At 61.9% G+C, this 23,199-nt stretch carries 20 protein-coding genes; 15 read left to right on the forward strand and 5 right to left on the reverse strand.

Going from position 1 to position 23,199, the window contains the following annotated elements; translation table 11 throughout:
* Positions 1-113: 113 nt before the first annotated feature.
* On the forward strand, positions 114-707 hold the full coding sequence (locus ACZ9HU_RS16750) for an outer membrane protein (RefSeq protein ID WP_476106573.1): 594 nt from the start codon (positions 114-116) through the stop codon (positions 705-707).
* 106 nt (positions 708-813) lie between these two features.
* Here the strand turns inward: ACZ9HU_RS16750 and ACZ9HU_RS16755 are convergent, their stop codons facing one another.
* Complete coding sequence (locus ACZ9HU_RS16755; protein ID WP_476106575.1) at positions 814-1,740, reverse strand: LysR substrate-binding domain-containing protein; 927 nt, start codon at positions 1,738-1,740, stop codon at positions 814-816.
* Positions 1,741-1,888: 148 nt separating this feature from the next.
* Between ACZ9HU_RS16755 and ACZ9HU_RS16760 the strand changes: the two genes are divergently transcribed.
* From ACZ9HU_RS16760 to ACZ9HU_RS16820, 13 genes are all read left to right on the forward strand, one after another.
* A complete protein-coding gene (locus ACZ9HU_RS16760) occupies positions 1,889-3,049 on the forward strand; it encodes an acyl-CoA dehydrogenase family protein (protein WP_476106576.1) in 1,161 nt (386 codons plus the stop codon).
* On the forward strand, positions 3,046-4,647 hold the full coding sequence (locus tag ACZ9HU_RS16765; RefSeq protein WP_476106577.1) for a carboxyl transferase domain-containing protein: 1,602 nt from the start codon (positions 3,046-3,048) through the stop codon (positions 4,645-4,647). The genes ACZ9HU_RS16760 and ACZ9HU_RS16765 overlap by 4 nt, the downstream gene beginning before the upstream one ends.
* A gap of 4 nt (positions 4,648-4,651) precedes the next feature.
* Positions 4,652-6,514 carry an acetyl/propionyl/methylcrotonyl-CoA carboxylase subunit alpha gene (locus ACZ9HU_RS16770; protein WP_476106716.1) on the forward strand — a complete coding sequence of 621 codons (1,863 nt, stop codon included), beginning with the start codon at positions 4,652-4,654 and terminating at the stop codon, positions 6,512-6,514.
* On the forward strand, positions 6,515-6,967 hold the full coding sequence (locus ACZ9HU_RS16775) for a MaoC family dehydratase (protein ID WP_476106579.1): 453 nt from the start codon (positions 6,515-6,517) through the stop codon (positions 6,965-6,967). It abuts the gene before it with no gap.
* Complete coding sequence (locus tag ACZ9HU_RS16780) at positions 6,964-7,806, forward strand: HpcH/HpaI aldolase/citrate lyase family protein (RefSeq protein WP_476106580.1); 843 nt, start codon at positions 6,964-6,966, stop codon at positions 7,804-7,806. Before ACZ9HU_RS16775 ends, ACZ9HU_RS16780 begins: the two co-directional genes overlap by 4 nt.
* A gap of 231 nt (positions 7,807-8,037) precedes the next feature.
* Positions 8,038-9,267, forward strand: coding sequence for a thiamine pyrophosphate-dependent enzyme (locus ACZ9HU_RS16785; RefSeq protein ID WP_476106582.1), 1,230 nt, complete (start codon positions 8,038-8,040; stop codon positions 9,265-9,267).
* 13 nt (positions 9,268-9,280) lie between these two features.
* The gene (locus ACZ9HU_RS16790) at positions 9,281-10,285 is read left to right on the forward strand and encodes an alpha-ketoacid dehydrogenase subunit beta (RefSeq protein WP_476106717.1); all 1,005 of its coding nucleotides are present in this window, start codon (positions 9,281-9,283) and stop codon (positions 10,283-10,285) included.
* A 3-nt stretch (positions 10,286-10,288) separates the two neighbouring features.
* Positions 10,289-11,410 (forward strand): dihydrolipoamide acetyltransferase family protein, encoded by a 1,122-nt coding sequence (locus ACZ9HU_RS16795; protein ID WP_476106584.1) that lies wholly within the window; start codon positions 10,289-10,291, stop codon positions 11,408-11,410.
* Positions 11,411-11,672: 262 nt separating this feature from the next.
* Positions 11,673-12,596: a helix-turn-helix domain-containing protein gene (locus tag ACZ9HU_RS16800; RefSeq protein ID WP_476106585.1), complete on the forward strand. Its 924-nt coding sequence runs from the start codon at positions 11,673-11,675 to the stop codon at positions 12,594-12,596.
* A 125-nt stretch (positions 12,597-12,721) separates the two neighbouring features.
* On the forward strand, positions 12,722-15,325 hold the full coding sequence (locus ACZ9HU_RS16805; RefSeq protein WP_476106587.1) for a TonB-dependent receptor: 2,604 nt from the start codon (positions 12,722-12,724) through the stop codon (positions 15,323-15,325).
* The gene (locus ACZ9HU_RS16810; RefSeq protein ID WP_476106589.1) at positions 15,325-16,416 is read left to right on the forward strand and encodes an NAD(P)-dependent alcohol dehydrogenase; all 1,092 of its coding nucleotides are present in this window, start codon (positions 15,325-15,327) and stop codon (positions 16,414-16,416) included. Before ACZ9HU_RS16805 ends, ACZ9HU_RS16810 begins: the two co-directional genes overlap by 1 nt.
* A 1-nt stretch (position 16,417) precedes the next feature.
* Positions 16,418-17,827, forward strand: coding sequence for an aldehyde dehydrogenase family protein (locus ACZ9HU_RS16815; protein WP_476106591.1), 1,410 nt, complete (start codon positions 16,418-16,420; stop codon positions 17,825-17,827).
* Between the two features lie 25 nt (positions 17,828-17,852).
* Complete coding sequence (locus ACZ9HU_RS16820) at positions 17,853-18,773, forward strand: alpha/beta hydrolase (RefSeq protein WP_476106593.1); 921 nt, start codon at positions 17,853-17,855, stop codon at positions 18,771-18,773.
* Here ACZ9HU_RS16820 and ACZ9HU_RS16825 read toward each other — a convergent pair.
* The 4 genes from ACZ9HU_RS16825 to ACZ9HU_RS16840 form a co-directional block, all read right to left on the reverse strand.
* Positions 18,770-19,540 (reverse strand): ABC transporter permease, encoded by a 771-nt coding sequence (locus tag ACZ9HU_RS16825; RefSeq protein ID WP_476106595.1) that lies wholly within the window; start codon positions 19,538-19,540, stop codon positions 18,770-18,772. The two genes, ACZ9HU_RS16820 and ACZ9HU_RS16825, sit on opposite strands and share 4 nt — an antisense overlap.
* On the reverse strand, positions 19,537-20,463 hold the full coding sequence (locus tag ACZ9HU_RS16830) for an ABC transporter ATP-binding protein (RefSeq protein WP_476106598.1): 927 nt from the start codon (positions 20,461-20,463) through the stop codon (positions 19,537-19,539). The genes ACZ9HU_RS16825 and ACZ9HU_RS16830 overlap by 4 nt, the downstream gene beginning before the upstream one ends.
* A gap of 116 nt (positions 20,464-20,579) precedes the next feature.
* Entirely contained in the window at positions 20,580-21,017 is a 438-nt protein-coding gene (locus ACZ9HU_RS16835; protein WP_476106601.1) for a PaaI family thioesterase, read from the reverse strand.
* Positions 21,018-21,028: 11 nt separating this feature from the next.
* The gene (locus tag ACZ9HU_RS16840) at positions 21,029-22,474 is read right to left on the reverse strand and encodes an efflux transporter outer membrane subunit (protein ID WP_476106604.1); all 1,446 of its coding nucleotides are present in this window, start codon (positions 22,472-22,474) and stop codon (positions 21,029-21,031) included.
* A 91-nt stretch (positions 22,475-22,565) separates the two neighbouring features.
* On the opposite strand from ACZ9HU_RS16840, the gene ACZ9HU_RS16845 reads away from it, so the two are divergent.
* A complete protein-coding gene (locus ACZ9HU_RS16845) occupies positions 22,566-23,180 on the forward strand; it encodes a TetR/AcrR family transcriptional regulator (protein WP_476106606.1) in 615 nt (204 codons plus the stop codon).
* Positions 23,181-23,199 lie beyond the last annotated feature (19 nt).

A 23,199-nucleotide genomic window follows, 5' to 3' on the forward strand; every position in this document is an offset into this window, starting at 1 on the left:
TGACAAGAGCATTAGCGCGTCACACCCGCTGCAAAAGCCTGATAGTAAAACGGCTGATCAAGAGAATAGCCGAAGCTATCAAAAACAAGAAGTGGCGGGCGCAGGAGGAATTTATGAAGAATACTGTTCTTGTCACTGTCGCCATCGCGCTGTCGTCTGTTTCGGTTGCGGCCCATGCTCAAAGCTTTACCGGACCGTTTGTCGGTGTTCAGGGTGGCTGGGAAGAAAATGATGCCCGCAACCCCAATACGGCCATTGGCACAACCCCGGTTACTCAATCAAGCGACACCGGTACGCTGGGCGTTTTCATGGGTTATGACAAGGAAGTCTATCCTCGCATTGTGGTGGGCGCACAGGCCGAACTGAACTTCCCGATCAGCTCGCGCTTTGGCAATGGCATGGCCGCGATTTCGCCCAAGCGCTCGGTCGATCTCTCGCTGCGCGCCGGTTATCTGGTGACGCCCAAGACCCTGGCCTATGTCCGGGGTGGTTATACGAACACGCTGATTGGCGGATTTGCGGCCACGCCCAATGGCAATCTGGCCAATTCGAGCGACCGTGACGGCTGGATGCTGGGCGGCGGCGTGGAGCGCAAGCTGACCGACAAGATCTCGGCCCGCCTTGAATATCGCTACTCCGATCTGAGCGAAGGCGCGGGCAAGCTGGACCGCCATCAGGTTCTGGCAGGCGTCGCCTACCACTTCTGATCAACTGAATGAGCGGTCTGTGGCGTCTCCCCCCACACCCCATCCGGGAAACGGAATACCGCCCGGACCACAGACCGCCCGTTCGTGGGCCAGCGCCGCCTCCCCCCTATCGCTGGCCCACGAACACCGTCCTGTCGACTTTCATTTCGGCCATGACGAAATCGATGAAGCTACGCACAGAGGGCAAGATGCCGCGCGGGGTCGGATAGATCAGATGGACACTATATTCCGGCGTGAACCATTCGGGCATCACGCGGACCAATTCTCCATCATTGAGAGATGCAGCCACCAGAGGTTCGGGCAGGAGCGCAATACCGATGCCCGCCCTTGCGGCCTGCAACTGAACCTGCAGATCCCCGCTGATCAGCCGCGGGTGCAGATCGACGCGGTGTGATTGCCCATCATCATTGACCATCGTCCATCGCGCGGCTTCGTCATACATGTCGGTCAAGCGCGCAATGACGGAAATTGAGTTCAGATCTTCCGGCACAAGAGGCATGCCTGCACCATCCAGAAAGCCCGGATTGGCGACCAGTATTCGCCGGATCCGCCCCACTTCCCGCGCCACAAGGCTGGTGGAGTCGGGCAGTTTGGGCTGGATCGACAGAATGACGTCAAAACTTTCATTCAGAGGGTGGATCAGCCGGTCGGTCGCCTCGACCAGAACCGAGACTTTGGGAAAAGCCTTGAGAAATCCCGGCAGGATTGGCGCCAGATAGTTTTGCGCCAACGTAACCGGGCTGCCGATCCGGATGGTGCCCGTTGGTTCTTTCTGAAATTCCAGCACACTGTCAAATGCGACACGCGCGCCATCCATCACCAGCAAACAGCCCTCGTAAAAGCTCTTGCCCGGTTGGGTCAGCCCTATGCTGCGGGTCGAGCGTTGCAGCAATCTGGCGCCAAGCCTTTCCTCCAGCGCCGCGACATGGCGACTCAGGCGCGCCTTGTCGACGCCGGTTGCGCGTGACGCCGCGGAAAATCCGCCATGTTCGACAACCGCCGCAAAAAAGGCGAAATCGTTCAGATCAATCATGAAATCCCCAACGCGTCATGCTTTTCGCCTGCTCGTGTTGGCCCTCTATGCCGGTGTTACCAATTGCTCAATCAGACCATGGCATTGAGTAGCGAAAGCCTCGGCACAGTGGTAAACTGGCCGCAACGATAAAAAGCAGGAGAGGCCTATGGGCGAGCGGCCAGCCAGCGAATTTGATTTCGCGCTGGGTGAGAACGCGCAGATGATCCGTGACACCACGGCTCGTTTTGCGGCGGCGCGCATTGCACCACTGGCCGCGCGGATGGATGCGCAGGACTGGTTTCCACGCGATGAATTGTGGCCGGCGATGGGCGAATTGGGCCTGCATGGCATCACGGTCGCGCCCGAATGGGGCGGGCTGGGGCTGGGCTATCTGGAACATGTGGTGGCGTGTGAGGAGATCAGCCGCGCCTCTGCCTCGGTCGGTCTTAGCTATGGCGCTCATTCGAACCTGTGCATCAATCAGATCGCCCGCTGGGGCAATGATGCGCAAAAGGCCCGCTATCTGCCCAAACTGATTTCGGGCGAACATGTCGGCGCTCTGGCCATGTCCGAGGTGGGGGCGGGGTCCGATGTTGTCTCGATGAAACTGCGCGCACGGGAATGCGATGGCGGGTTTGTGCTGGATGGCACGAAATTCTGGATCACCAATGCCACCTGCGCCGACACTTTGGTGGTCTATGCCAAGACGGGCGAAGCGATCACGGCCTTTGTGATCGAAAAGGCCATGCCGGGTTTTTCGATCGGTCAAAAGATCGACAAGATGGGCATGCGCGGGTCGCCCACCGCCGAATTGGTGTTTGATGGATGCCATGTGCCGCATGAAAATGTGCTCGGCCCGCTGCATGGCGGGGTTCGTGTGTTGATGAGCGGCCTTGATTATGAGCGCACCGTTCTGGCCGGGGTGCAATTGGGGATCATGCAGGCATGTCTTGACGTCGTTCTGCCTTATATCCGCCAGCGTCAGCAGTTTGGGCAGCCCATCGGCGCGTTTCAACTGATGCAGGCCAAGGTCGCCGACATGTATGTCGCGCTCAATTCGGCGCGGGCCTATGTCTATGCGGTGGCGCGGGCGTGCGATGCGGGCCACACCACCAGACATGATGCCGCCGGCGCCATCCTTCTGGCCAGCGAGAATGCGGTGTGCGTTGCGCTGGAGGCGGTGCAGGCGCTGGGCGGGGCGGGATATACGAAAGACTGGCCGGTGGAGCGTTTTTTGCGCGATGCCAAATTGCTCGATATTGGTGCGGGGACGAATGAGATCCGCCGCATGTTGATCGGGCGTGAATTGATTGGGATTGGCCGATGACCGGGCCTACCCTTGAAACCACAATCACCCGCGATGGCGAGGTATTTCGCGCCAATGACGCGCATCACCGTGCCTTGGCCGAAAAATTGCGCGCCGATGTCGCAGCCGCCGCAATGGGCGGCGGGGAGGATGCGCGCCGCCGCCATGTCGGACGCGGCAAATTGCTTGCGCGTGATCGGATCGACCGGCTGCTCGATCCGGGCAGTCCGTTTCTGGAAATCGGGCAGTTGGCGGCTCATGGCCTGTATGGCGGGGACGTCGCGGGCGCGGGGATCGTTGCAGGGATAGGGCGCGTGGCCGGGCGACAGGTGATGATTGCGGCCAATGATGCCACGGTCAAGGGCGGCACCTATTTCCCGATGACGGTCAAAAAGCATCTGCGGGCGCAGGAAATCGCGCTCGAAAACCATCTGCCCTGCATCTATCTGGTCGACAGCGGCGGAGCCAATCTGCCGCATCAGTCCGATGTCTTTCCCGACCGCGATCACTTTGGCCGGATCTTTTACAATCAGGCGCAAATGTCCGCGCGCGGCATTCCCCAGATCGCCTGCGTCATGGGCAGCTGTACGGCGGGCGGTGCCTATGTTCCGGCCATGTGCGATGAAACCGTGATCGTGCGCGGACAGGGGACGATCTTTCTGGCCGGACCGCCCTTGGTACAGGCAGCGACGGGCGAGATTATCAGCGCCGAGGAACTGGGCGGGGGCGATCTGCACGGGCGCAAATCGGGCGTGGTCGATCATGTGGCCGAAGATGATGATCACGCGATCACCATCCTGCGCGATATTGCGGGCACGTTTGCGCCTCAGACTATGGCGTCGGTCAACCTGCAACCACCGCGTCCGCCCCGATATGACCCATGCGACATTTACGGGATCATTCCGCAGGATGTTCGCGCGCCCTATGATGTGCGCGAAGTGATCGCCCGCATCGTCGATGACAGCGCGATGCACGAATTCAAGCCGCTTTTTGGCGGCACTCTGGTTTGCGGCTTTGCGCATATCCGGGGCATGCCGGTGGCGATATTGGCCAACAATGGCGTGTTGTTCAGCGAAAGCGCGATCAAGGGCGCGCATTTCATCGAACTGGCCTGTCAGCGGCGGATCCCCTTGCTGTTCCTCCAAAATATCAGCGGTTTCATGGTGGGCGGCAAATATGAGGCCGAGGGCATCGCTCGCCATGGGGCCAAACTGGTGACCGCCGTGGCGACGGCCAGCGTGCCCAAGATCACCGTCATGATCGGGGGCAGTTTTGGTGCGGGCAATTACGGCATGTGCGGGCGCGCCTATGGTCCACGGTTTTTGTTCACTTGGCCCAATGCGCGTATATCGGTGATGGGCGGCGAACAGGCGGCCAGCGTTCTGGCCACGGTCCATCGGGATGCGGCGACATGGACGCCCGCGGAGGCCGAAGCCTTTAAGGCACCCATCCGCGCCAAGTATGAGGAGGAGGGCAATCCATGGTATGCCACCGCTCGATTGTGGGATGATGGCATCATCGACCCGGCCCAGACACGCGATGTGTTGGGTCTTGCCTTTGCGGCTGCGCTGAATGCGCCGATCCCGGATCGGGCGCAATTCGGCCTGTTTCGGATGTGATGGGATGATCGGCTCGCTCCTTATCGCCAACCGAGGCGAAATAGCCTGTCGGATCATGCGGACGGCACGGCGCATGGGGATGCAAACCGTCGCGGTCTATTCCGATGCGGATGCCGATGCGCTGCATGTGCGGATGGCGGACCGGGCGGTGCGCATTGGTCCCGCGCCCGCTCGCGACAGCTATTTGCGCGGCGAGCGTATTATCGAGGCGGCTTTGACGTTGGGGGCCGATGCGGTGCATCCCGGCTATGGCTTTTTGTCGGAAAACGCCGATTTTGCGCGGGCGGTGATGGATGCGGGGCTTGTCTGGGTAGGCCCCGACCCCGACAGCATCACCGCCATGGGCCTAAAGGATGAGGCCAAGGCGCGGATGGCCGCCGCCGGCGTCCCCGTGACGCCGGGCTATCTGGGGCAGGATCAGGACCCGGATAATCTGGCGGCGCAGGCGGGTCTTGTCGGCTATCCCGTTCTGATCAAGGCGATTGCGGGCGGCGGCGGCAAGGGGATGCGATTGGTCGCCCAGCCATCCGATTTTCCCGATGCGCTGGCCTCCTGTCGCCGCGAGGCATTGGCCGCCTTTGGCAATGATCGCGTGTTGATCGAGAAATTCATTGAACGCCCCCGCCATATCGAAGTGCAGGTCTTTGGCGACCGGCATGGACATATGGTGCATCTGTTCGAACGCGACTGTTCGCTGCAACGGCGTCATCAAAAGGTGATCGAGGAAGCACCAGCCCCCGGCATGGACGCAGCCATGCGCCAAATCGTGTGTCAGGCCGCGCTCGATGCAGCGCGCGCCGTCGATTACGTGGGCGCGGGAACGGTCGAATTCATTGCCGATGCCAGTGATGGCCTGCGCCCCGACCGTATCTGGTTCATGGAAATGAACACCAGACTTCAGGTCGAACACCCCGTGACCGAGGCGATTACCGGCGTTGATCTGGTCGAATGGCAATTGCGCGTGGCGGCGGGAGAGCCTCTGCCCATGAAACAGGAAGATTTGTCGATCCACGGTTGGGCGATGGAGGCGAGGATCTATGCCGAAGATCCTTTGCGCGGTTTTCTGCCTTCGACGGGCCGGATTGAGGCTTTTGAATTAGGCGGGGATTTGCGGGTTGATACAGGTGTCGAGCGCGGCACCGTCATTTCGCCCTATTACGATCCGATGATTGCCAAATTGACCGCCCATGCCACGACGCGGGACGAGGCGCGGTGCAAACTGGCCGAGGCGCTGGATCGCGCGGTGGTCTGGCCCTTGCGCAGCAATGCCGGGTTTCTGGTCAAGGCGTTGCGACATAGCGAATTTGCAACGGCAAAACATGACACCGGCATGATCGCGCGCGTGGGGGATGGGCTGATGCCTGACCATTTGCCGGGCAGACAGGTGCTCGCCAAAGCCGTCGCGCAATTGGGCGGCGGCGGGGCGTTGCAAGGGTTTCGGCTGAATGCCCCGCGTCAAGCCACGGCGCGAGTGATGTTGGACGGCCAACCGATAGATGTTGAGTTGCACGCGGGGGAGGGCAATTTGAACCAATTGCCCGTTGCGCATGTCTTGGTTTGTGAACATGGCCAGAGCTGGGCCATGACGCCTTTCCGATCCGCGCCGGCCCCGGATGGCGGGACGGGCGATGGCGCGATTTTGGCGCCCATGCCGGGCCATGTCATCGCCATCGAAGTCACCAAAGGGCAGCAGGTTCGCAAGGGCCAGAAGCTGATGACGTTGGAGGCGATGAAGATGGAGCATGGGCTGACCGCGCCTTTTGACGGTGTTGTGGCCGAATTGCCTTTTGTCGCGGGTGCGCAGGTTCAGGAAGGCATGGTGTTGGCGCGAATCTTGGCGACGGAATTGACCGTCAAGGAGGTCTAGATGAGCGGACGCTATTTCGAGGAATGGCAGATCGGCGACCGGATCGACCACCCCATCCATCGCACGGTGACCGAAACCGACAATCTGCTGTTTTCGGCCATGACGCATAATCCCCAACCCCTGCATATTGACGCCGAGGCGGCGCGGGCCAGTGAATTTGGCCAGATTCTGGTCAATGGCACTTTCTCCTTCGCCCTGATGGTTGGGCTGACGGTCGGCGAAACGACACTCGGTACGCTGTTGGCCAATCTGGGTTATGACCGGGTGGTGATGCCAAAGCCGGTCTTTCTGGGCGATACGATGCGGGCGTGCAGCGAGGTGGTGGACCTGCGCGAAAGCCGGTCGCGGCCCATGGCGGGCCTTGTCACGTTTCGCCACGAATTGTGGAACCAGCGTGATGAAATGGTGTGCCAATGTTTGCGCACAGCCCTGTTGCAAAAGCGGCCGGCATGAGGCTGCGCTCCTTGCTCTTTGTCCCCGGTGATCGCCCCGACCGCTTTGACAAGGGGGCGGGATGCGGGGCCGATGCGATCATTCTGGACCTTGAGGATTCGGTTACCCCTATGCGCAAGGCAGAGGCACGGGCGGCGGTGGGTGACTATCTGGCGCGCCCTGGCGCTTTGCCGCGCTTTGTGCGGATCAATCCGGTGGACAGCGGGATGCTGGAGGATGATCTGGCCGCGTTGCGGGGCGCAGATGGCGTGGTCCTGCCCAAGGCGCTGGGCGCTGAAACGGTAAGGCGGTTGGCGGATGGTCTGGATGCGGGGATGCCGATCCTGCCCATCGCAACGGAAACACCGCGCGCGATCTTTGGCCTTGGTTCTTATGGCGAGGTTTCGGATCGGCTTTGCGGCCTGACATGGGGCGCAGAGGACCTGTCCGCCTCTGTCGGCGCCTTGGGCAGCAGGCTGCCCAATGGGGCCTATACGGCGCCCTATCAGATGGTGCGCGCGATGGCCTTGTTTGCCGCCCATGCGGCAGAGGTTGCGGCCATTGAAACGGTCTATCCCGCGATCCGCGATCTGGATGGGTTGGCGGCCTATGCCGCGCGTGGGGCCTATGATGGGTTTACCGGCATGTTGGCGCTGCACCCCGATCAGGTGCCGGTGATCAACGCGGCTTTTACGCCCGGTTCCGATCAGGTGGAAAAGGCGCGGGCGATTGTCGAAGCCTTTGCTGCGCAACCGGGTGCCGGGGTGCTGAGTCTCGACGGGCACATGATCGATGCGCCGCATCTGAAACAGGCGCGAAATATTCTTGCGCGAGCAGGCGAGGCACCTTTCGGGAGATAGCGCAAAATACCCCCGATTTGCCTGATTAGAAGAGCCCGTTGACAGGGGAGGAGAAGAGGAATCTGATCACAAAAAGCGCCAGTATTCAGAGAAAATCCGGCGCAGTTAAGGAGAGAATTGCAAGGGTCGAAACGCGCTCTGGGGCGGCGCGTGATACTTTCAAAAGAAGCTGAAATTCCCGAAGAGCCAGGGATCCATCCTTGCCGCGGGATAAAAGGCCAAGGAGAGGATATGGACAATCAACCCCGGCTCAGCCTGCATATTCCGGAGCCTTTGGCGCGGCCCGGCGACGACCCCGCCTTTGGCGGCATGAAACTTCCCGCGGCCGGTGAAACAAGGCGTCCGCCAGTGGATGCGGGTGAAGCAACGATGCGCGACATGCCCTTCGGGCTTATCCGCGTGATGGGCGAGGATCATCGGGCGATTGGGCCGTGGAACCCGTATCTGGAGCCTGAGATCTTGCTGAAAGGCCTGCGCGCGATGGCTTTGACGCGCGTGTTTGACGACAGGTTGTTCCGCGCCCATCGTCAGGGCAAGACCAGCTTTTATATCAAATCCACCGGCGAGGAAGCGATAGGCGTCGCACAATCCATGATGCTGGACCCGCGTGATATGTGTTTTCCGACATATCGCGTGCTGGGCTGGCTGATGGCGCGGGACTATCCCTTGGTTGATCTGGTCAATCAGATATTTTCCAATGCGGTCGATCCGTTACGTGGGCGGCAATTGCCGACCCTCTATTCGGCGCGGGACTATGGCTTCTATTCGATCTCGGGCAATCTGGGCAACCGGTTTGGCCATGCGGTCGGATGGGCGATGGCTTCGGCCTATAAAGGCGATGACCGGATCGCGCTGGGCTATGTCGGTGAAGGAACGACCGCCGAGGGTGATTTCCACGAGGCCCTGACCTTTGCCAGTGTGTACCGTGCGCCGGTCATCCTATGCGTGACCAACAATCAATGGGCGATTTCCAGCTTTTCCGGCATTGCAGGGGCGGATGAAACCACCTTTGCGGCCAAGGCTCTGGCCTATGGCATTCCGGGGTTGCGGGTGGATGGCAATGACTTTCTGGCCATATGGGCCGCGACGCAATGGGCGGCGCAGCGGGCGCGGCTGAACCTTGGCGCGACATTGATCGAATTGTTCACCTATCGCGCCGCGCCTCATTCCAGCGCCGATGATCCGGCCAAATATCGCCCTGCGCAGGAGGCAAGGGAATGGCCACTGGGCGACCCGATAGATCGGTTGAAGGATCATCTGATTGCCTGCGGTGCGTGGGACATGGATCGCCACGATGCGATGATGGCGACCCTTGATGAAGAAGTGCGCGCCGCCGTCCGTCAGGGCGAAGCCATCGGCACATTGGGCCAGTCCAAGCCGGAATTGAGCGCGATGTTTGACGATGTGTTCAAGGAACCCGACTGGCGCGTGATCGAACAGCGCCGCGAATTGGGGATTTGACGCCATGCCGGTGATGAACATGGTTCAGGCGCTCAACAGCGCGCTGGATGAAAAACTGGGGCAGGACCCCGATGTCCTGATCTTTGGCGAAGACGTAGGCTATTTCGGCGGCGTTTTCCGCGTTACCGACAAATTGCAGGCCAAGCATGGGCTGACCCGATGTTTCGATACGCCGATTGCCGAAGGCGGCATTATCGCCACCGCCATTGGCATGGGCGCCTATGGTCTGCGCCCCGTGGTCGAGATCCAGTTTGCCGATTACATCCTGCCCGCCTTTGATCAATTGGTCAGCGAAGCCGCGCGCCTGCGTTATCGCTCCAATGGGGAGTTCTGGGCGCCACTGACTGTGCGCACGCCCTATGGCGGCGGCATTTTCGGGGGCCAGACGCATAGCCAAAGCCCGGAGGCGATATTCACCCATGTCGTCGGGCTTAAAACGGTGATTCCTTCCAATCCCTATGACGCCAAAGGATTGCTGATCGCGGCGATTGAGGATGATGACCCGGTCATCATGCTGGAGCCCAAGCGGCTGTATAATGGTCCCTTTGACGGCCACCATGAGCGCGCACTGAAAACATGGGCCGATCACCCGATGGCGCAGGTTCCCTCTGGGCTTTACCGCGTCCCCTTGGGCAAGGCGGCGTTGGTGAGGGAAGGCCGCGATGTCACCGTTCTGGCTTATGGCACGATGGTCCATGTCGCGCTGGCCGGGATTGAGGAGGCGGGCGTGGATGCGGAACTGATCGATCTGCGTTCGCTTGTGCCGCTTGATATTGATGCGGTGACGGCATCGGTCAAAAAGACGGGGCGGTGTATCATCCTGCACGAAGCATCACGCTTTGGCGGGTTTGGCGGTGAATTGTCGGCGCTGGTTCAGGAGAGGTGCTTTGATTATCTCAAAGCGCCGATTGACCGGGTGGCCGGTTGGGACACGCCCTATCCTCATGCTTTTGAATGGGACTATTTCCCCGGCCCGGCGCGCGTCATGGCCGCCCTGCGCCGCGCGATGGAGTATTGATCCATGGCTTTATACCAATTCCGCCTGTCCGACATTGGCGAAGGCATTGCCGAGGCAGAAATCGTGGCGTGGCATGTCCAGCCGGGCGACAAAGTGAAAGAGGACCAGAACCTTGTCGATGTGATGACCGACAAGGCGACGGTGGAAATGACATCGCCGGTTGCCGGGACGGTTTTGGCGGTTCACGGCGCGGTCGGTCAAATGATGGCCGTGGGCGGTGTTCTGGTCGATCTGGATTTGGCCGAAACGGCGATGGGAGAGCCGTCGCATCATGCGCCCCTGGCCGCCCCGGCAACCCGCCATCGCGCCAAAGAATTGGGCATTGCGCTGGAACGTGTGACCGGCACCGGGCCGATGGGGCGGATCACGCCCGCTGATCTGGACGCCATGGCCGCCGGGAAAGACGGCCAATCCGTCGAACCATCGCTCGTCAAAGAAATAGCGATCACGGGTCTGAGGCGGAAGATTGCCCAGAGGATGCAGGAAGCCCATCGCCGCATTCCCCAGATCACCTATGTAGAGGAATGCGACCTGACTGAACTGGACGCCTTGCGGGCCGAATTGAACACAGAAGGGCGGGGAAAGCTGACGCTCTTGCCGTTCTTTATCCGGGCCTTGGTCAAAACCCTGTCAGATTTCCCCCAATTCAACGCGCATTTCGATGATGAGCGCGATATCTTGCGCCAGTATGGCGATGTCCATGTCGGTATCGCTGTTCAAACCAAGGCTGGCCTGATGGTTCCGGTCATCCGACATGCCGCAACGCATTCGCTATGGGCATTGTCTGATGAAGTGGCGCGATTGAGCCAGGCGGCGCGTGACGGGACAATCGGGCGTGAGGAATTGACCGGGTCGACGTTTACGATCAGCTCTCTGGGAGCGCTGGGCGGTGTCGCGACCACGCCGATCATCAACGCGCCCGAAGTGGCCATAATCGCCCCGAACCGGATGGTTGCCCGGCCCGTGGCGCAGGGGCAATTCATGGCTTTGCGCCAGATGATGAACCTGTCGAGTTCGTTTGATCACCGGATTATCGACGGCCATGATGCCGCAATGTTTATCCATCGGATTAAGCGGATGCTGGAGCATCCCGCCATGCTGTTCATAGGTGAAAATGCCCGATAACGCCCGCGTATCACCAAGCGCAATTCACAGCACCAAAAGGTAGGGAAAAAGCGTCGGTCTGATCCGCTCACTTGCGAACCCTCTTTACAAGCGAACGGCGCCGGACGATCTTAAGACCAAAATCGATACAGTCCTGAATGATGCCAATGATGTCTCGCAACCGGAGAGCTGGCCAAAGCAGCGCCGTTTCGCATCACACGCAAGGCGATCATGAACGGGATAAAATACGCCGGCAGAAAGCGTATGAGAATGGGAGATCACAATGCTCAAAGAACACGCCACGCGTTCGGTTTGCGCCCATGAGCGGCTGGATTATTGGAACAATCTGGTGGCGGACATGTTTCCGGGCATGACGGTCGATGGCGCGCGCGACATTGATGCCAGTTGGACGGGATGCCGACTGGGTGACTTCGGGGTCAGCCTCGCCCAATCCCAGCGCGCTTCGGTGCGGCGCTGGTCGAGCAACGCGCCACATGCCGGGGGCGAGCGCGGCCTGATCCATTTCCAGTCGCAGGGCTTCAGCGCGACGGAGCAATGCGGGCGCCATGCCGCGCTCTTTTCCGGCGATCTGACCTTTTGCGCGCCCGATGAGCCTTATGGCATCGAGATTTCCGACCGCAATGCGATGTTTGTGATCGATTTTCCATGGGACGTTTTGTCGCAATTCGGCGCAAGCCCCGGCCTGATCCTGCGGCACAGCATGCCCTCGTTGGGGATGTTGCGCGGCTTTATCGCCTCGTTCTTTGCCCAGAACTGGACCAACGACCTTGCGCCTTCGCAAAGCGATGCCTTGGGCGAGGTGTTGATGCGGCTGTTGGTCAATGCCATGCAATCGCGCGAAAGCCTGCGCGAATGCGGGATGGACCTGCGTGAACGCGTGCTGGCTTTTGTCGAGGACAATCTGGCCAATGGGGCTTTGCGTACCGGCTCCATCGCGCAAAGCCTTGGCGTGCCGACGCGTGATGTGCAGATGGTCTTTGCCGAAATGGCCACCACGGCCAGCGATTATATCAACACCCGCCGTCTGGCTCTGGCGGCCGACCGTCTGCGCAAGGGGCTTCGCGGGGCATCGTTGACCGATGTGGCCTATGAATTGGGCTTTTCCGATGCGGCCCATTTCAGCCGCCGTTTCCGCGAACGCTTTGGCGAAACGCCCAGCGGTTATCTCGGCCGTTTCCGGGGGTAGCGGCCGGGCAGCATAGTCGTTCGTTCAAGTGAAATGTGGCCGCGCGTTCAAGACGGCCAATGTTATGGGTGATAGCTTTTCCTCAACAAAGGCGGCCAAAGCGCCGCAACAGGAGAGGAAAAACCATGCGACATCACCTGATGATCACCAGTGCTATGGTCGCCGCGCTGATCGCAGCCCCGGCCATGGCCCAGCAAGCCGCACCGGAACCCGCCATTGGCGAGATCGTTGTCACCGCGCAAAAGCGGTCGGAAAATGTCCAGAACGTGCCGATCGCCATCAGCGCCTTCACCGCCTCGGCGCTGAAAGAACGCTCGGTCACGTCCATCGCCTCGCTCTCGGCGCTGGCGCCCAATGTCAATCTGGATGGGGGCACGCCGTTTTCGGGCTCATCGGCGGTGCTCTCGGCCACGATCCGCGGCATCGGGTCGGATGACTTTGCCTTCAACATCGATCCGGGCGTGGGCATCTATCTCGATGGCGTCTATCTGGCGCGCACGGTGGGCGCCAATCAGGACCTGCCCGATGTTGAGCGGGTCGAAGTGCTCAAAGGCCCGCAAGGCACGCTCTTTGGCCGCAACACCATTGGTGGCGCGATCAGCATCGTCACCCATGATCCCGGCGAGGAGTTCAAGGGCAGCTTTGACGCCACCACCGGCAGTTTCAACATGGTCAAGCTGCGCGCAACGGTCGATGTGCCGATCACCGACAGCCTGTTTTCCTCGCTGACCGTATCGGGCATCAACCGTCAGGGCTTTTTGAAGCGCATCCCCTATCCCGACCAGCGCGCGGGCAATTCGGATGCCTATACCAAATTTGCCAATGCCGATTATGCCAATGGCTCACGCGAGGGCGGCGACAACAGCGTCAGCATGCGTGGCAAGTTGAAATGGGACAATGGCGGCGCGATCACCGCCACATTCACCGGCGACTATACGCGTCAGGACAGCCCGGCGCAGGCCACCAAACTGCTGGGCGTGTTCCCCAATGTGCCCGGCCCGTTTGCCGGAACCACCAATCTGCCCGGCACTGCATTTGACCCCACCTCGACCACGGGCTATCTGTTTGCGGGCCTTTACAATTTCTGCATCGCCAGCACCCCGGCGCAGATTGCCGCGCGCAATGCGCAGGCCCTGTGCGGCCCACGCGGCACCCAATATAATCCGCAATATCAACTGGCCGGCCTTGGCAGCGTCAACACCGATGGCAACCCGCTCAACGATCGGCTGCCGTGGGATTCGCGCTTCCTGATCGCCAACCCAGATCTTAGCTATGCCAGCGGCCCCAGTTTTACCAAGCTGACGGCATGGGGCCTTGGCGGCACGGTGCAGGCCGAGGTCAGCCCGAACCTGACCGTCAAATCGATCACCGCCTATCGCCAGACCAACTGGAAAGGCGGGGTGGATGCCGACGGCTCGCCGCTCTCCTTCCTTGAACTGAGCTTTACCCAGAACCAGTGGCAATTCAGCCAGGAACTGCAATTGCTGGGCCGGGCGTTCGACAAGAAGCTGAACTATGTGCTGGGCGCCTATTATTTCAAGGAAAAGGGCGACCTGCATGACTATGTGAACTTTGCCGAAGGCCTGCTTCAGGTGGACGGCCCCAACAAGTTCAACACCGAAAACTGGGCGCTCTTTGGCCAGATCGATTTCCGCCCCTCCGACCTGATCGGTTTCACCGCAGGCGGGCGCTATACGCAGGAGCGCAAGCTGTTTGAAGGCGGGCAGCAGGATCTGAACGGCGGCAATTACAAGCTGTTCGGCTGTGCGGCGGGCGATGGCACGATTGCGCCCTATGGCAATTTCCCTCTGGCGCCCCCGGTCGCGGCGGGCGGGCCGCCCTGCTATGCGGCGCTGTCCTATCCCAATCCGGCCAATCCGGTGCAGGTCTATGTGCCGGGCGTCAACCGCAAGAGCTTTTCCAATTTCTCGCCCAAGCTCGGGGTCCAACTCCATCCCTCGCGCGACATCATGGTCTATGGCTCGTGGTCCAAGGGTTACAAGACCGGCGGCTGGACCACGCGCCTGACCAACCCGCAGGGCAATGTCGCGCCCGATTTCAACGAGGAAAAAGCCACCACCATCGAGGCGGGCATCAAATCCAGCCTGCTCGACCGCCATCTGCAAGTGAACATGGCCGCCTTCACCACCGACTATAAGGGCGTTCAGCTCAACATCCAGATCGGCACCTCGCCCACCATCGCCAATGCGGGCGATGCGCGGATCAAGGGGCTGGAACTGGAGGTCGTGGCCGCCCCGGTGCGGGGCCTGACCATCAATGGCGCTGTGGGTTATATTGATGCCCATTACACCGCGCTGCTGCCTGCTGCCCTTGTCAATGCCAGCCCCATTCCGGGCATTCAGGCGGGCATTTATGTCGGCGCGCCTTTACCCAAGACGGCCAATTGGAAGATCAATGTCTCGCCCCGTTATGAGATGAAGCTGGGCAATGGCGGGTCGTTTGTGGTGCTGGGCGACTGGACCCACACAACCGAGGTGTGGAACGACATCGCCCGCGCCCTGCTGCTGCGCCGCCCCACCAACGATATGTTCAACGCCAGCATGACCTATAACGCCCCGGACGCCAAATGGTCGCTCACACTGGGCGGGACCAATCTGACCGACACCCGCTATCTGACCAGCGGCGGGCTGAACATCGCGGCGGGCACGGCCTTTGGCACCTATAACCGCCCGCGTGAATGGTACTTGCGCTATGGGATGAAGTTCTGATGGGCACGCCAGCAACAGCCGCCGTTTCAAGAGTGGCGGGCGAGGCACCCCGGCTGGAAAGGGTCATCATCGACGATCCGCGCCCCGGCGAGGTTTTGGTCAAACTGGTGGCGACGGGCGTTTGCCACACCGATATGGTGATGCGCGACGGCCATTTGCCGGTGCCCTTGCCGGTCGTGCTGGGCCATGAGGGCGCGGGCCATGTGGTGGCCGTGGGGCCGGGGGTTGACCATGTGGCGCCCGGCGACGCGGTGGTGCTCTCCTTTGCCAGTTGCGGGGCCTGTCCGTCCTGTGCCCATGACGCGCCGGCCTATTGCCACGCGTTTTTCCCGCGCAACTTTCTGGCCACGCGTGATGATGGTTCCACCGCAATCCACGACGAACAAGGGCCGGTCCACAGCCACATCTTTGGCCAGTCCTCGTTTGCCACCCATGCCATTGCCCATGGGCGCAACACGGTGAAGGTGGACGACGACCTGCCGCTTGAACTGATGGGGCCGCTGGGCTGCGGCTTTCTGACCGGTGCGGGGGCGGTGCTCAATGCGCTGGATGTGTGTGCGGGGCAGAGCATTGCCGTGCTGGGCACAGGGGCGGTGGGCATGGCGGCGATCATGGCCGCGCGCATCCGGGGTGCGGACAGCATCATCGCGGTGGATCGTTCGGCCTCGCGCGTGGCGCTGGCGCTTTCGCTGGGGGCGACGCGGGGCGTGGTGGCCGATGGGCAAAGCCTTGCCGAACATGGGCTGGCGGGTCTGGACCATGTGCTGGACACCACCGGCCATGTGCCCCTGATCGAGGAAGCGATCATGGCGCTTGGCCCACAGGGGCAGGCGGGCTTGCTGGCGGCCTTTGCGCCCGGCGCGCAGGTGAAGCTGGATGCCGCTTTTCTCATGAGCGGCGGGCGCATCGTGCGCGGCATTGTCGAAGGCTCGGCCGATCCGCAAAGCCTGATCCCGCAACTGATTAGCTATTGGCGCGAAGGAATTTTTCCGTTCGAGCGCCTTGTTCAATTCTATCCCTTCGCCGATATCGCACAGGCCATTGCGGCCGGTGAAAGCGGCGCGGTGATCAAACCGATTGTGAGAATGTAATATGGATCAAGCGTTTCGCCTGTTGATTGATGGACGTCTGGTGGATGGAGCGGGACAGATGCCCGTCATCAATCCAGCCACGGGCCGCGCCTTTGCAACCGCCCCGCGCGCGGATCAGGGCCAGTTGGATGCGGCGGTTGCGGCGGCGGGCCGTGCCTTTCCGGGCTGGGCCGCGCGATCCTATGCCGAGCGGCGGGCCTTGATCGAACGCTTTGCCGACGCGGTTGAGGCGCGGTTCGAGGAATTCGCGCGCCTGATGACGATGGAACAGGGCAAGCCGCTGGATCAGGCGCGTGGCGAGGTGGGTGGCACGATTGCCGGGCTGCGCTGGTTTGCCGCGCAGGAAATCGCCCCCCATGTCATCCGCGACACACCAACCGAGCGTATCACCCAGCATCACAGCCCGCTGGGCGTGGTGGCGGCGATCACGCCGTGGAATTTCCCGCTGATCCTGCTGGTGGTCAAATTGGCGCCGGCGCTCATCACCGGCAATGTGGTGATCGCCAAGCCCGCGCCATCCACCCCGCTCACCACGCTTTTGCTGGGTGAGGTGGCCGCCGACATTCTGCCGCCGGGCGTGTTTCAGACGCTGGCCGATGCCAATGATCTGGGCGCGGCTTTGAGCAGTCATCCGGGCGTGGCCCATGTCAGCTTCACCGGATCGACCGCCACGGGCAAGAAGGTTTTGGCCAGCACGGCCGACACGCTTAAGCGCTTTACGCTGGAACTGGGCGGCAATGATGCGGCGCTGGTGCTGGACGATGCCGATGTGGCGACTGCGGCGCCCGCGATTTTTGGCGCGGCCATGGTCAATGCCGGGCAGGTGTGCCTAGCGGCCAAGCGCGTCTATGCCCCGCGCGCGATCTATGATGATCTGTGCGATGCGCTGGGCGATCTGGCGCGCGCCGCCGTGGTGGGCGACGGGCTGGATCAGGGCAGCCAGATTGGCCCGGTCCAGAACGCCGCGCAATATGCCAAGCTGGTCGACTATCTGGCCGAGGCGCGCGAGCAGGGCCGGATCGTGGCCGGAGGCGCACCGATTGAGCGCGAGGGCTATTTCATCGCCCCCACCATCGTGCGCGACTTGCCTGATGATGCGCGGCTGGTGCGTGAGGAACAGTTCGGGCCGGTTCTTCCGGTGTTGGCCTATGACGATCTGGACCAGGCGGTCGCGGCCATCAATGCCAGCGACTATGGGTTGGGCGGCACGATTTGGACCGGCAACCCCGAACGCGGCGAACAGGTGGCCATGCGGATCGACAGTGGCACGGTCTGGGTCAACCGTCATCTCGATCTGCCTTTCGACGTGGCGTTCGGCGGGGCCAAGCAATCGGGCATCGGGCGTCAGCAGGGCATGGAGGGTCTGATCGAATTCACACAGGCCAAAATCATCAACGTCGCCAAGGGTTGAAACGGCCCAGCCGAGAGGACAGACCATGACACAGCCCTTTGTACGCCCCGATGTCGCCGCTTTTCTGGCCGCAGGACAGGCCAGCGGCGATCCGGCCATCAACGAGCTGCCCGTGGCCGAGGCGCGCGCGGCCATTCGCGCCATGGGGCAGGCGCTGGATCTGCCGCCTGAACCGTTGGCGGTGGTGCGGGATCTTGCCTGCGGCGAGATCCCTCTCAGGCTCTATGACATGCGCGAGACACGCGAGGCGGGGCCGCTGATCCTCTATTTCCATGGCGGCGGCTTTGTGTTTGGCGATCTGGACAGCCACGATTCCTTTTGCCGCTTTGTTGCCCGACGCTGTGATCTGCCGGTGTTGGCGGTGGATTATCGTTTGGCGCCTGAACATCCCTTTCCCGCCTTTGCCGAAGATGCCGAAACCGTGGCGCGTTGGGCCGCGACCCAACCGGCCGCGCTGTGCCGTGTGTTGACGGGCCTTGTGACTTGCGGCGACAGCGCGGGCGGGCATATGTCGATCCTTGTCGCCCAGCGGTTGGGGGCGATGCCGGCCGATCTGCCGGTGCTGGCGCAATGGGCGATCTATCCGTTTGTCGGGGCCGGGCGCGACTGGCCCTCGGTTCGCGAATTGGGCGATGGCTATATGTTGACCCAAAGCGCGATGGACTGGTTCGACGCGCTTTGCGCCGCGCCGCCCCTTGACGAGCGCTATAATCTTCTGCGCGGGCCGATCCCCCCAACCCCGCTGGCGATCCAGATGTCGGGCCTTGACCCTTTGCGCGATTCCGGGCGCCATTATGCCGACCGGGCGCGGGCAGTGGGGGCCAGGGTGGTCCAGTTGGAGGCCGAGGGCATGATCCACGGTTTTGTCAACATGCGTGGCGCATTGCCCTCGGCCCAACAGGATGTTGAGGCTATCCTTGCGGCAGGTCTAGCGCTTCTGCCCTAGGGCTTGAGGCGCCATCCGGTGCGAAAGATCCATGTCAGCGCGATCAGGCACAGCGCCATGAACCCGGCGGTGAACCCAAGGCTGGCCCCGACGCCCACATCGCCAAGGCCGTAGAAGCTCCAGCGAAAGCCGCTGACCAGATAGACCACCGGGTTGAACAGGCTGACCGTGCGCCAAGGCTGGGGCAACATGTCGATGGAGTAGAACGCGCCGCCAAGAAAGGTGAGCGGGGTGATGACCAGCGAGGGGATAATAGCCAGCTGTTCAAAGCTCTTGGCCCAGATGCCGATCAGAAATCCGAACAGGCTGAAGGTGAGCGAGGTGAGCAGCAGGAAGGCGACCATCCACACCGGATGCAGGATGCGCACATCGGTGAAAAAGGTGGCAGTGGCCAGAATGATGAGGCCGATCACCACCGACTTGCTGGCCGCCGCGCCAACATATCCGATCACCGCTTCGACGGCGCTGAGGGGCGCGGAGAGGATTTCAAACATCGTGCCGGTGAATTTGGGGAAATAGATGCCGATCGATGCGTTCGAGATGCTTTGTGTGAGCAGGCTGAGCATGATGAGGCCCGGCACGATGAAGGCGCCATAGCCCACCCCGCCGACATGGCTCATGCGTGAGCCGATGGCCCCGCCAAAGACGACGAAATAAAGCGCAGTGGTGATGACGGGCGTGGCGATGCTTTGCCAGACGGTGCGGATCGCGCGGGCCATTTCGGTGCGATATATGGCCCAGATGCCGTGGAGGTTGACCCCGCTCATGCTGCTTCCTCCACCAGATTGACGAATATGTCTTCGAGCGAACTGCGGCTGGTGTCCAGATCGCGATAGGCAAGGCCCAATTCGCCAAGGCGGCGCAGCAGGGCGGGCATGCCGGTGTCTTCCGCCTCGGCGTCAAAGCTGTAGGTGAGGTGCAGCCCGTCCTCGGCCAGTGTCAGTGACCATTCGGCCAATTCGGCGGGAATGGCGGCCAATGGCGTCTGGAGCGTCAGCGTCAATTGCCGTTTGCCCATCTTGCGCATCAGCGCCGCCTTGTCCTCTACCAGCAACAGTCGTCCATGGTTGATGACGCCCACGCGGTCGGCCATTTCCTCGGCTTCCTCGATATAATGCGTGGTCAGGATGATGGTCACGCCCCGCTCGCGCAGGCGTCGCACCAACGCCCACATGTCGCGGCGCAGATTGACGTCCACCCCCGCGGTCGGTTCATCAAGGAACAGCAGTTCCGGCTCGTGGCTCAGCGCCTTGGCAATCATCACGCGGCGCTTCATGCCGCCCGACAACTCCATGGTGCGCGCATGGCGCTTGTCCCACAGCGAGAGGTCGCGCAGGATCTCCTCGATATAGGCCGGGTCGGGCGCCTTGCCAAACAGGCCCCGGCTGAAACGCACCGTGTCGAGCACTGTCGAGAACATATCCAGCGCAATCTCCTGCGGCACCAGGCCGATGCGCTGACGGGCTTCGCGGCGGTCATGGTCTATGTCGAAACCGGCCACGGCGATGGCGCCATTGGTGCGGCTGACCGTGCCGCAAATGATGCTGATGAGGGTCGTTTTGCCCGCACCATTGGGGCCGAGCAGCGCGAAGATTTCGCCGCGTTCAATCGTCAGGTCGACGCCATCAAGCGCCTTGTGGCCGGACTTGTATTGCTTGCCAAGATTGGTGATCGAAAGGATCGGGGGCATGGAGCCTCCTTGTCGGGGGGGTGGGGGCGACGCGAATGGCCGTCGCGCCCAAGATGGCGCGCCCGCACCAGAAGTCCATACCGGCCCGCGCCCGGCGGCCAAATATTTGAAGACGCCTAGGGTCGGTGTTCGAAAACCAGCAAGGTGGATGTGGCCGTGGCGCATAATTGTCCCTCGCCATTGTGCAGGCTGGCCTCGGCGAAAGCGGCCCGGCCCCCGATCGAGAGCAGGCGCCCCGTAGCCCGCACGGTGCCGCTTTTGGCGGTGAGGGGGCGGATATAGGACACTTTGAGTTCGAGCGTGGTGTAGGCATGGCCGGGCCGCAGCGCCGTGTGCGCGGCAATGCCGCAGGCGCTGTCCAGCATGGTGGCGATGAAACCGCCATGCACGGTGCCCATCGGATTATAGGCGCTGCCATCGGGGGTGGCTTCAAACACGCAATGGCCATGATCGGCCTCGACCAGAGCGATGCCCAGCTTTTCGCCCAGCGGCGGCTGTTTGCCCGCCGCCAGCAAGGTTTTGACCTGTTCAAGGCCGGTTGGTGATGTGGTCATGGTTGTTCCTCCTATATGGCTGGCGGGTTCCATCCACCGCCCAGTGCGCGGAATGAGGCGATGGCGCCGCGTGTTGCCGCCGCCCGTGCCTGTATCGCGCCGTCGCTTGTCTCCAGCAGGCGACGGTCTGCATCGAGCACCTCGATCAGGCTGACCATCCCGCCTTTATAGGCCGCCATCGAAGCATCGCGCGCACGCGTCAGCGAGGCTTCGCCATCGTGGAGCGATGCAGCCCGCGCCTCCTGTTGCACCAGTGTCGAGAAAGCATCCTCGACATCCTGCGAGGCGCGCAACACGGCCAGACGATAGGCGGCCAGTGCCTCGGCATGGCGCCCCTTGGACGCGTGGATCTCGGCATCCACCCGGCCAAAGTCGAACAGGCGCCAGCGCAGGCCCATGACACCATTGGCCTGTGTCGCGCCGCCGGTGAACAGGCCGCCCGTGGCGGTAGTGGCGCTCCCCACCAGTCCGCTGAGTGAGAATTTCGGGTAATATTCGGCCACCGCGACCCCGATCCGCGCGTTGGAGGCGGCCAGCATCCTTTCCGCCGCGATAATGTCGGGGCGGCGGCGCAGCATGGCGGCGGGGCCGCCCGCTGTGGCGATGGCGGGTGGGGCGGGGATGGGGGCCTGCGCCGTCAGTTCGGCGCGGGTCGATCCGGGCTGAACACCGATCAGCACATCCAGCGCGTTCATCGCCATGTCCAGTTGATTGTTCAATGCGGGGATCGAGCCGCGCACCTGCGCCAGCGCGCCTTCGGCCTGCCGCAACTGCAATTCCGCCGCGACGCCCTTGCGATATTGCAGGGCGACCAGATCAACGAGGCGCTGCTGCGTATCAAGCTGGGCGCGGGCCACATCGAGCCGCGCCTGAAGCATGCGGATCGTGACATAAGTGTTGGCGATCTGCGCCGCGACCGACAGGCGCACCGCCACCGCGCCCGCTTCGCTGGCCTGCCAATCGGCCCGCGCGGCATCGCGCGCGGCATCGCGGCCCCCGAACAGGTCGATTTCCCAGCTTGCGCCAAGGTCCGCCTCATAGGTTTCGCTGGAGCGCTGGAACCCCGGAAAGGCGCTGCCGATCCGGCCGATGGGCGTTTGCAGCGATTGATAGGTTTCCCCCGCCTGTCCGCTGACCTGTGCCGACGGGAGCAGGGCGGCATTGGCATTTTTAAGCGCGGCGCGGGCCTGAAACACGCGGGCAGCGGCCTGTTGCAGGTCGAGATTTTGCGCAAGCCCCCGTTCGACAAGGCTGGTCAGCAGCGGATCGTTGAACGTGCGCCACCAGTCGGCCAGATCGGCGGTTTGGGCCGAACCATGGCGCGAGGCCACGGCGGCCTCGCCGTGAAAAGCGGGGGCAAGCGCGGAAACCGGCCGGTCATAGCGGGGGCCGGCGGAGCAACCGGCCAGCAGCAGAGGAGCGCCAAAGGCAGGCAGGATCAAAGTTAAAGGCCGCATTTCTTCCTCGCAGCGCCGACGGTTGGTTTGTGACTAATATATTGTTTGGTTACACGTTGTCAATGCGCAGCGTGAAGACTATGGTTGCGCCATGACCAATGCACCCACCGATACCGCCCCGCGCGGCCCGGCCGAACACACCGTGCGCGACCAGATCATCGCGGCGGCCCATGAATGTTTTGCCCGCTATGGCTATGGCAAGACAACGGTTTCCGACCTGGCCAAGGAAATCGGCTTTTCCAAGGCCTATATCTATCGCTTCTTTGAATCCAAGCAGGCTATTGGCGAGGCGATCTGCACCGACAGGCTGGATCAACTGGTGGGCGAGGCGCGCGCCGCGATTGATGAAGGGGGTAGTGCGACGGAAAAATTTAGACGTATGTTCAAGACATTGGTAAATCTAAGCCTGCAACTCTTTTTCGATGACCGCAAGATCTATGAGATTGCCGCGCTCTCGGCGTCCGAGCAATGGGCTTCGGCGCGGACCTATACGGCGACGCTCAAGGCCATGCTGATCGAGATCGTCAAAGAAGGGCGCGAGAATGGCGAGTTTGAGCGAAAAACCCCGCTCGACGAGACCTGCCGCAGCATCTTTTACGCGATGATGCCCTTTATCGATCCGCTGCATTTGGAGCGCAATCTGGACCTGCTGCCCGATGCGCAGGTCGAGGTGTGCGGCCTGATCCTGCGGAGTCTGGCTCCTTGATGCAAAATGTGACCAATTG

The organism is Novosphingobium sp. Sphag1I (assembly GCF_056279125.1).

Bases quoted from the DNA above. Each gene is read 5' to 3' on its own strand.
- ACZ9HU_RS16750 (WP_476106573.1), top strand. From the start codon at position 114: ATGAAGAATACTGTTCTTGTCACTGTCGCCATCGCGCTGTCGTCTGTT.
- ACZ9HU_RS16755 (WP_476106575.1), bottom strand. From the start codon at position 1,740: ATGATTGATCTGAACGATTTCGCCTTTTTTGCGGCGGTTGTCGAACAT.
- ACZ9HU_RS16760 (WP_476106576.1), top strand. From the start codon at position 1,889: ATGGGCGAGCGGCCAGCCAGCGAATTTGATTTCGCGCTGGGTGAGAAC.
- ACZ9HU_RS16765 (WP_476106577.1), top strand. From the start codon at position 3,046: ATGACCGGGCCTACCCTTGAAACCACAATCACCCGCGATGGCGAGGTA.
- ACZ9HU_RS16770 (WP_476106716.1), top strand. From the start codon at position 4,652: ATGATCGGCTCGCTCCTTATCGCCAACCGAGGCGAAATAGCCTGTCGG.
- ACZ9HU_RS16775 (WP_476106579.1), top strand. From the start codon at position 6,515: ATGAGCGGACGCTATTTCGAGGAATGGCAGATCGGCGACCGGATCGAC.
- ACZ9HU_RS16780 (WP_476106580.1), top strand. From the start codon at position 6,964: ATGAGGCTGCGCTCCTTGCTCTTTGTCCCCGGTGATCGCCCCGACCGC.
- ACZ9HU_RS16785 (WP_476106582.1), top strand. From the start codon at position 8,038: ATGGACAATCAACCCCGGCTCAGCCTGCATATTCCGGAGCCTTTGGCG.
- ACZ9HU_RS16790 (WP_476106717.1), top strand. From the start codon at position 9,281: ATGAACATGGTTCAGGCGCTCAACAGCGCGCTGGATGAAAAACTGGGG.
- ACZ9HU_RS16795 (WP_476106584.1), top strand. From the start codon at position 10,289: ATGGCTTTATACCAATTCCGCCTGTCCGACATTGGCGAAGGCATTGCC.
- ACZ9HU_RS16800 (WP_476106585.1), top strand. From the start codon at position 11,673: ATGCTCAAAGAACACGCCACGCGTTCGGTTTGCGCCCATGAGCGGCTG.
- ACZ9HU_RS16805 (WP_476106587.1), top strand. From the start codon at position 12,722: ATGCGACATCACCTGATGATCACCAGTGCTATGGTCGCCGCGCTGATC.
- ACZ9HU_RS16810 (WP_476106589.1), top strand. From the start codon at position 15,325: ATGGGCACGCCAGCAACAGCCGCCGTTTCAAGAGTGGCGGGCGAGGCA.
- ACZ9HU_RS16815 (WP_476106591.1), top strand. From the start codon at position 16,418: ATGGATCAAGCGTTTCGCCTGTTGATTGATGGACGTCTGGTGGATGGA.
- ACZ9HU_RS16820 (WP_476106593.1), top strand. From the start codon at position 17,853: ATGACACAGCCCTTTGTACGCCCCGATGTCGCCGCTTTTCTGGCCGCA.
- ACZ9HU_RS16825 (WP_476106595.1), bottom strand. From the start codon at position 19,540: ATGAGCGGGGTCAACCTCCACGGCATCTGGGCCATATATCGCACCGAA.
- ACZ9HU_RS16830 (WP_476106598.1), bottom strand. From the start codon at position 20,463: ATGCCCCCGATCCTTTCGATCACCAATCTTGGCAAGCAATACAAGTCC.
- ACZ9HU_RS16835 (WP_476106601.1), bottom strand. From the start codon at position 21,017: ATGACCACATCACCAACCGGCCTTGAACAGGTCAAAACCTTGCTGGCG.
- ACZ9HU_RS16840 (WP_476106604.1), bottom strand. From the start codon at position 22,474: ATGCGGCCTTTAACTTTGATCCTGCCTGCCTTTGGCGCTCCTCTGCTG.
- ACZ9HU_RS16845 (WP_476106606.1), top strand. From the start codon at position 22,566: ATGACCAATGCACCCACCGATACCGCCCCGCGCGGCCCGGCCGAACAC.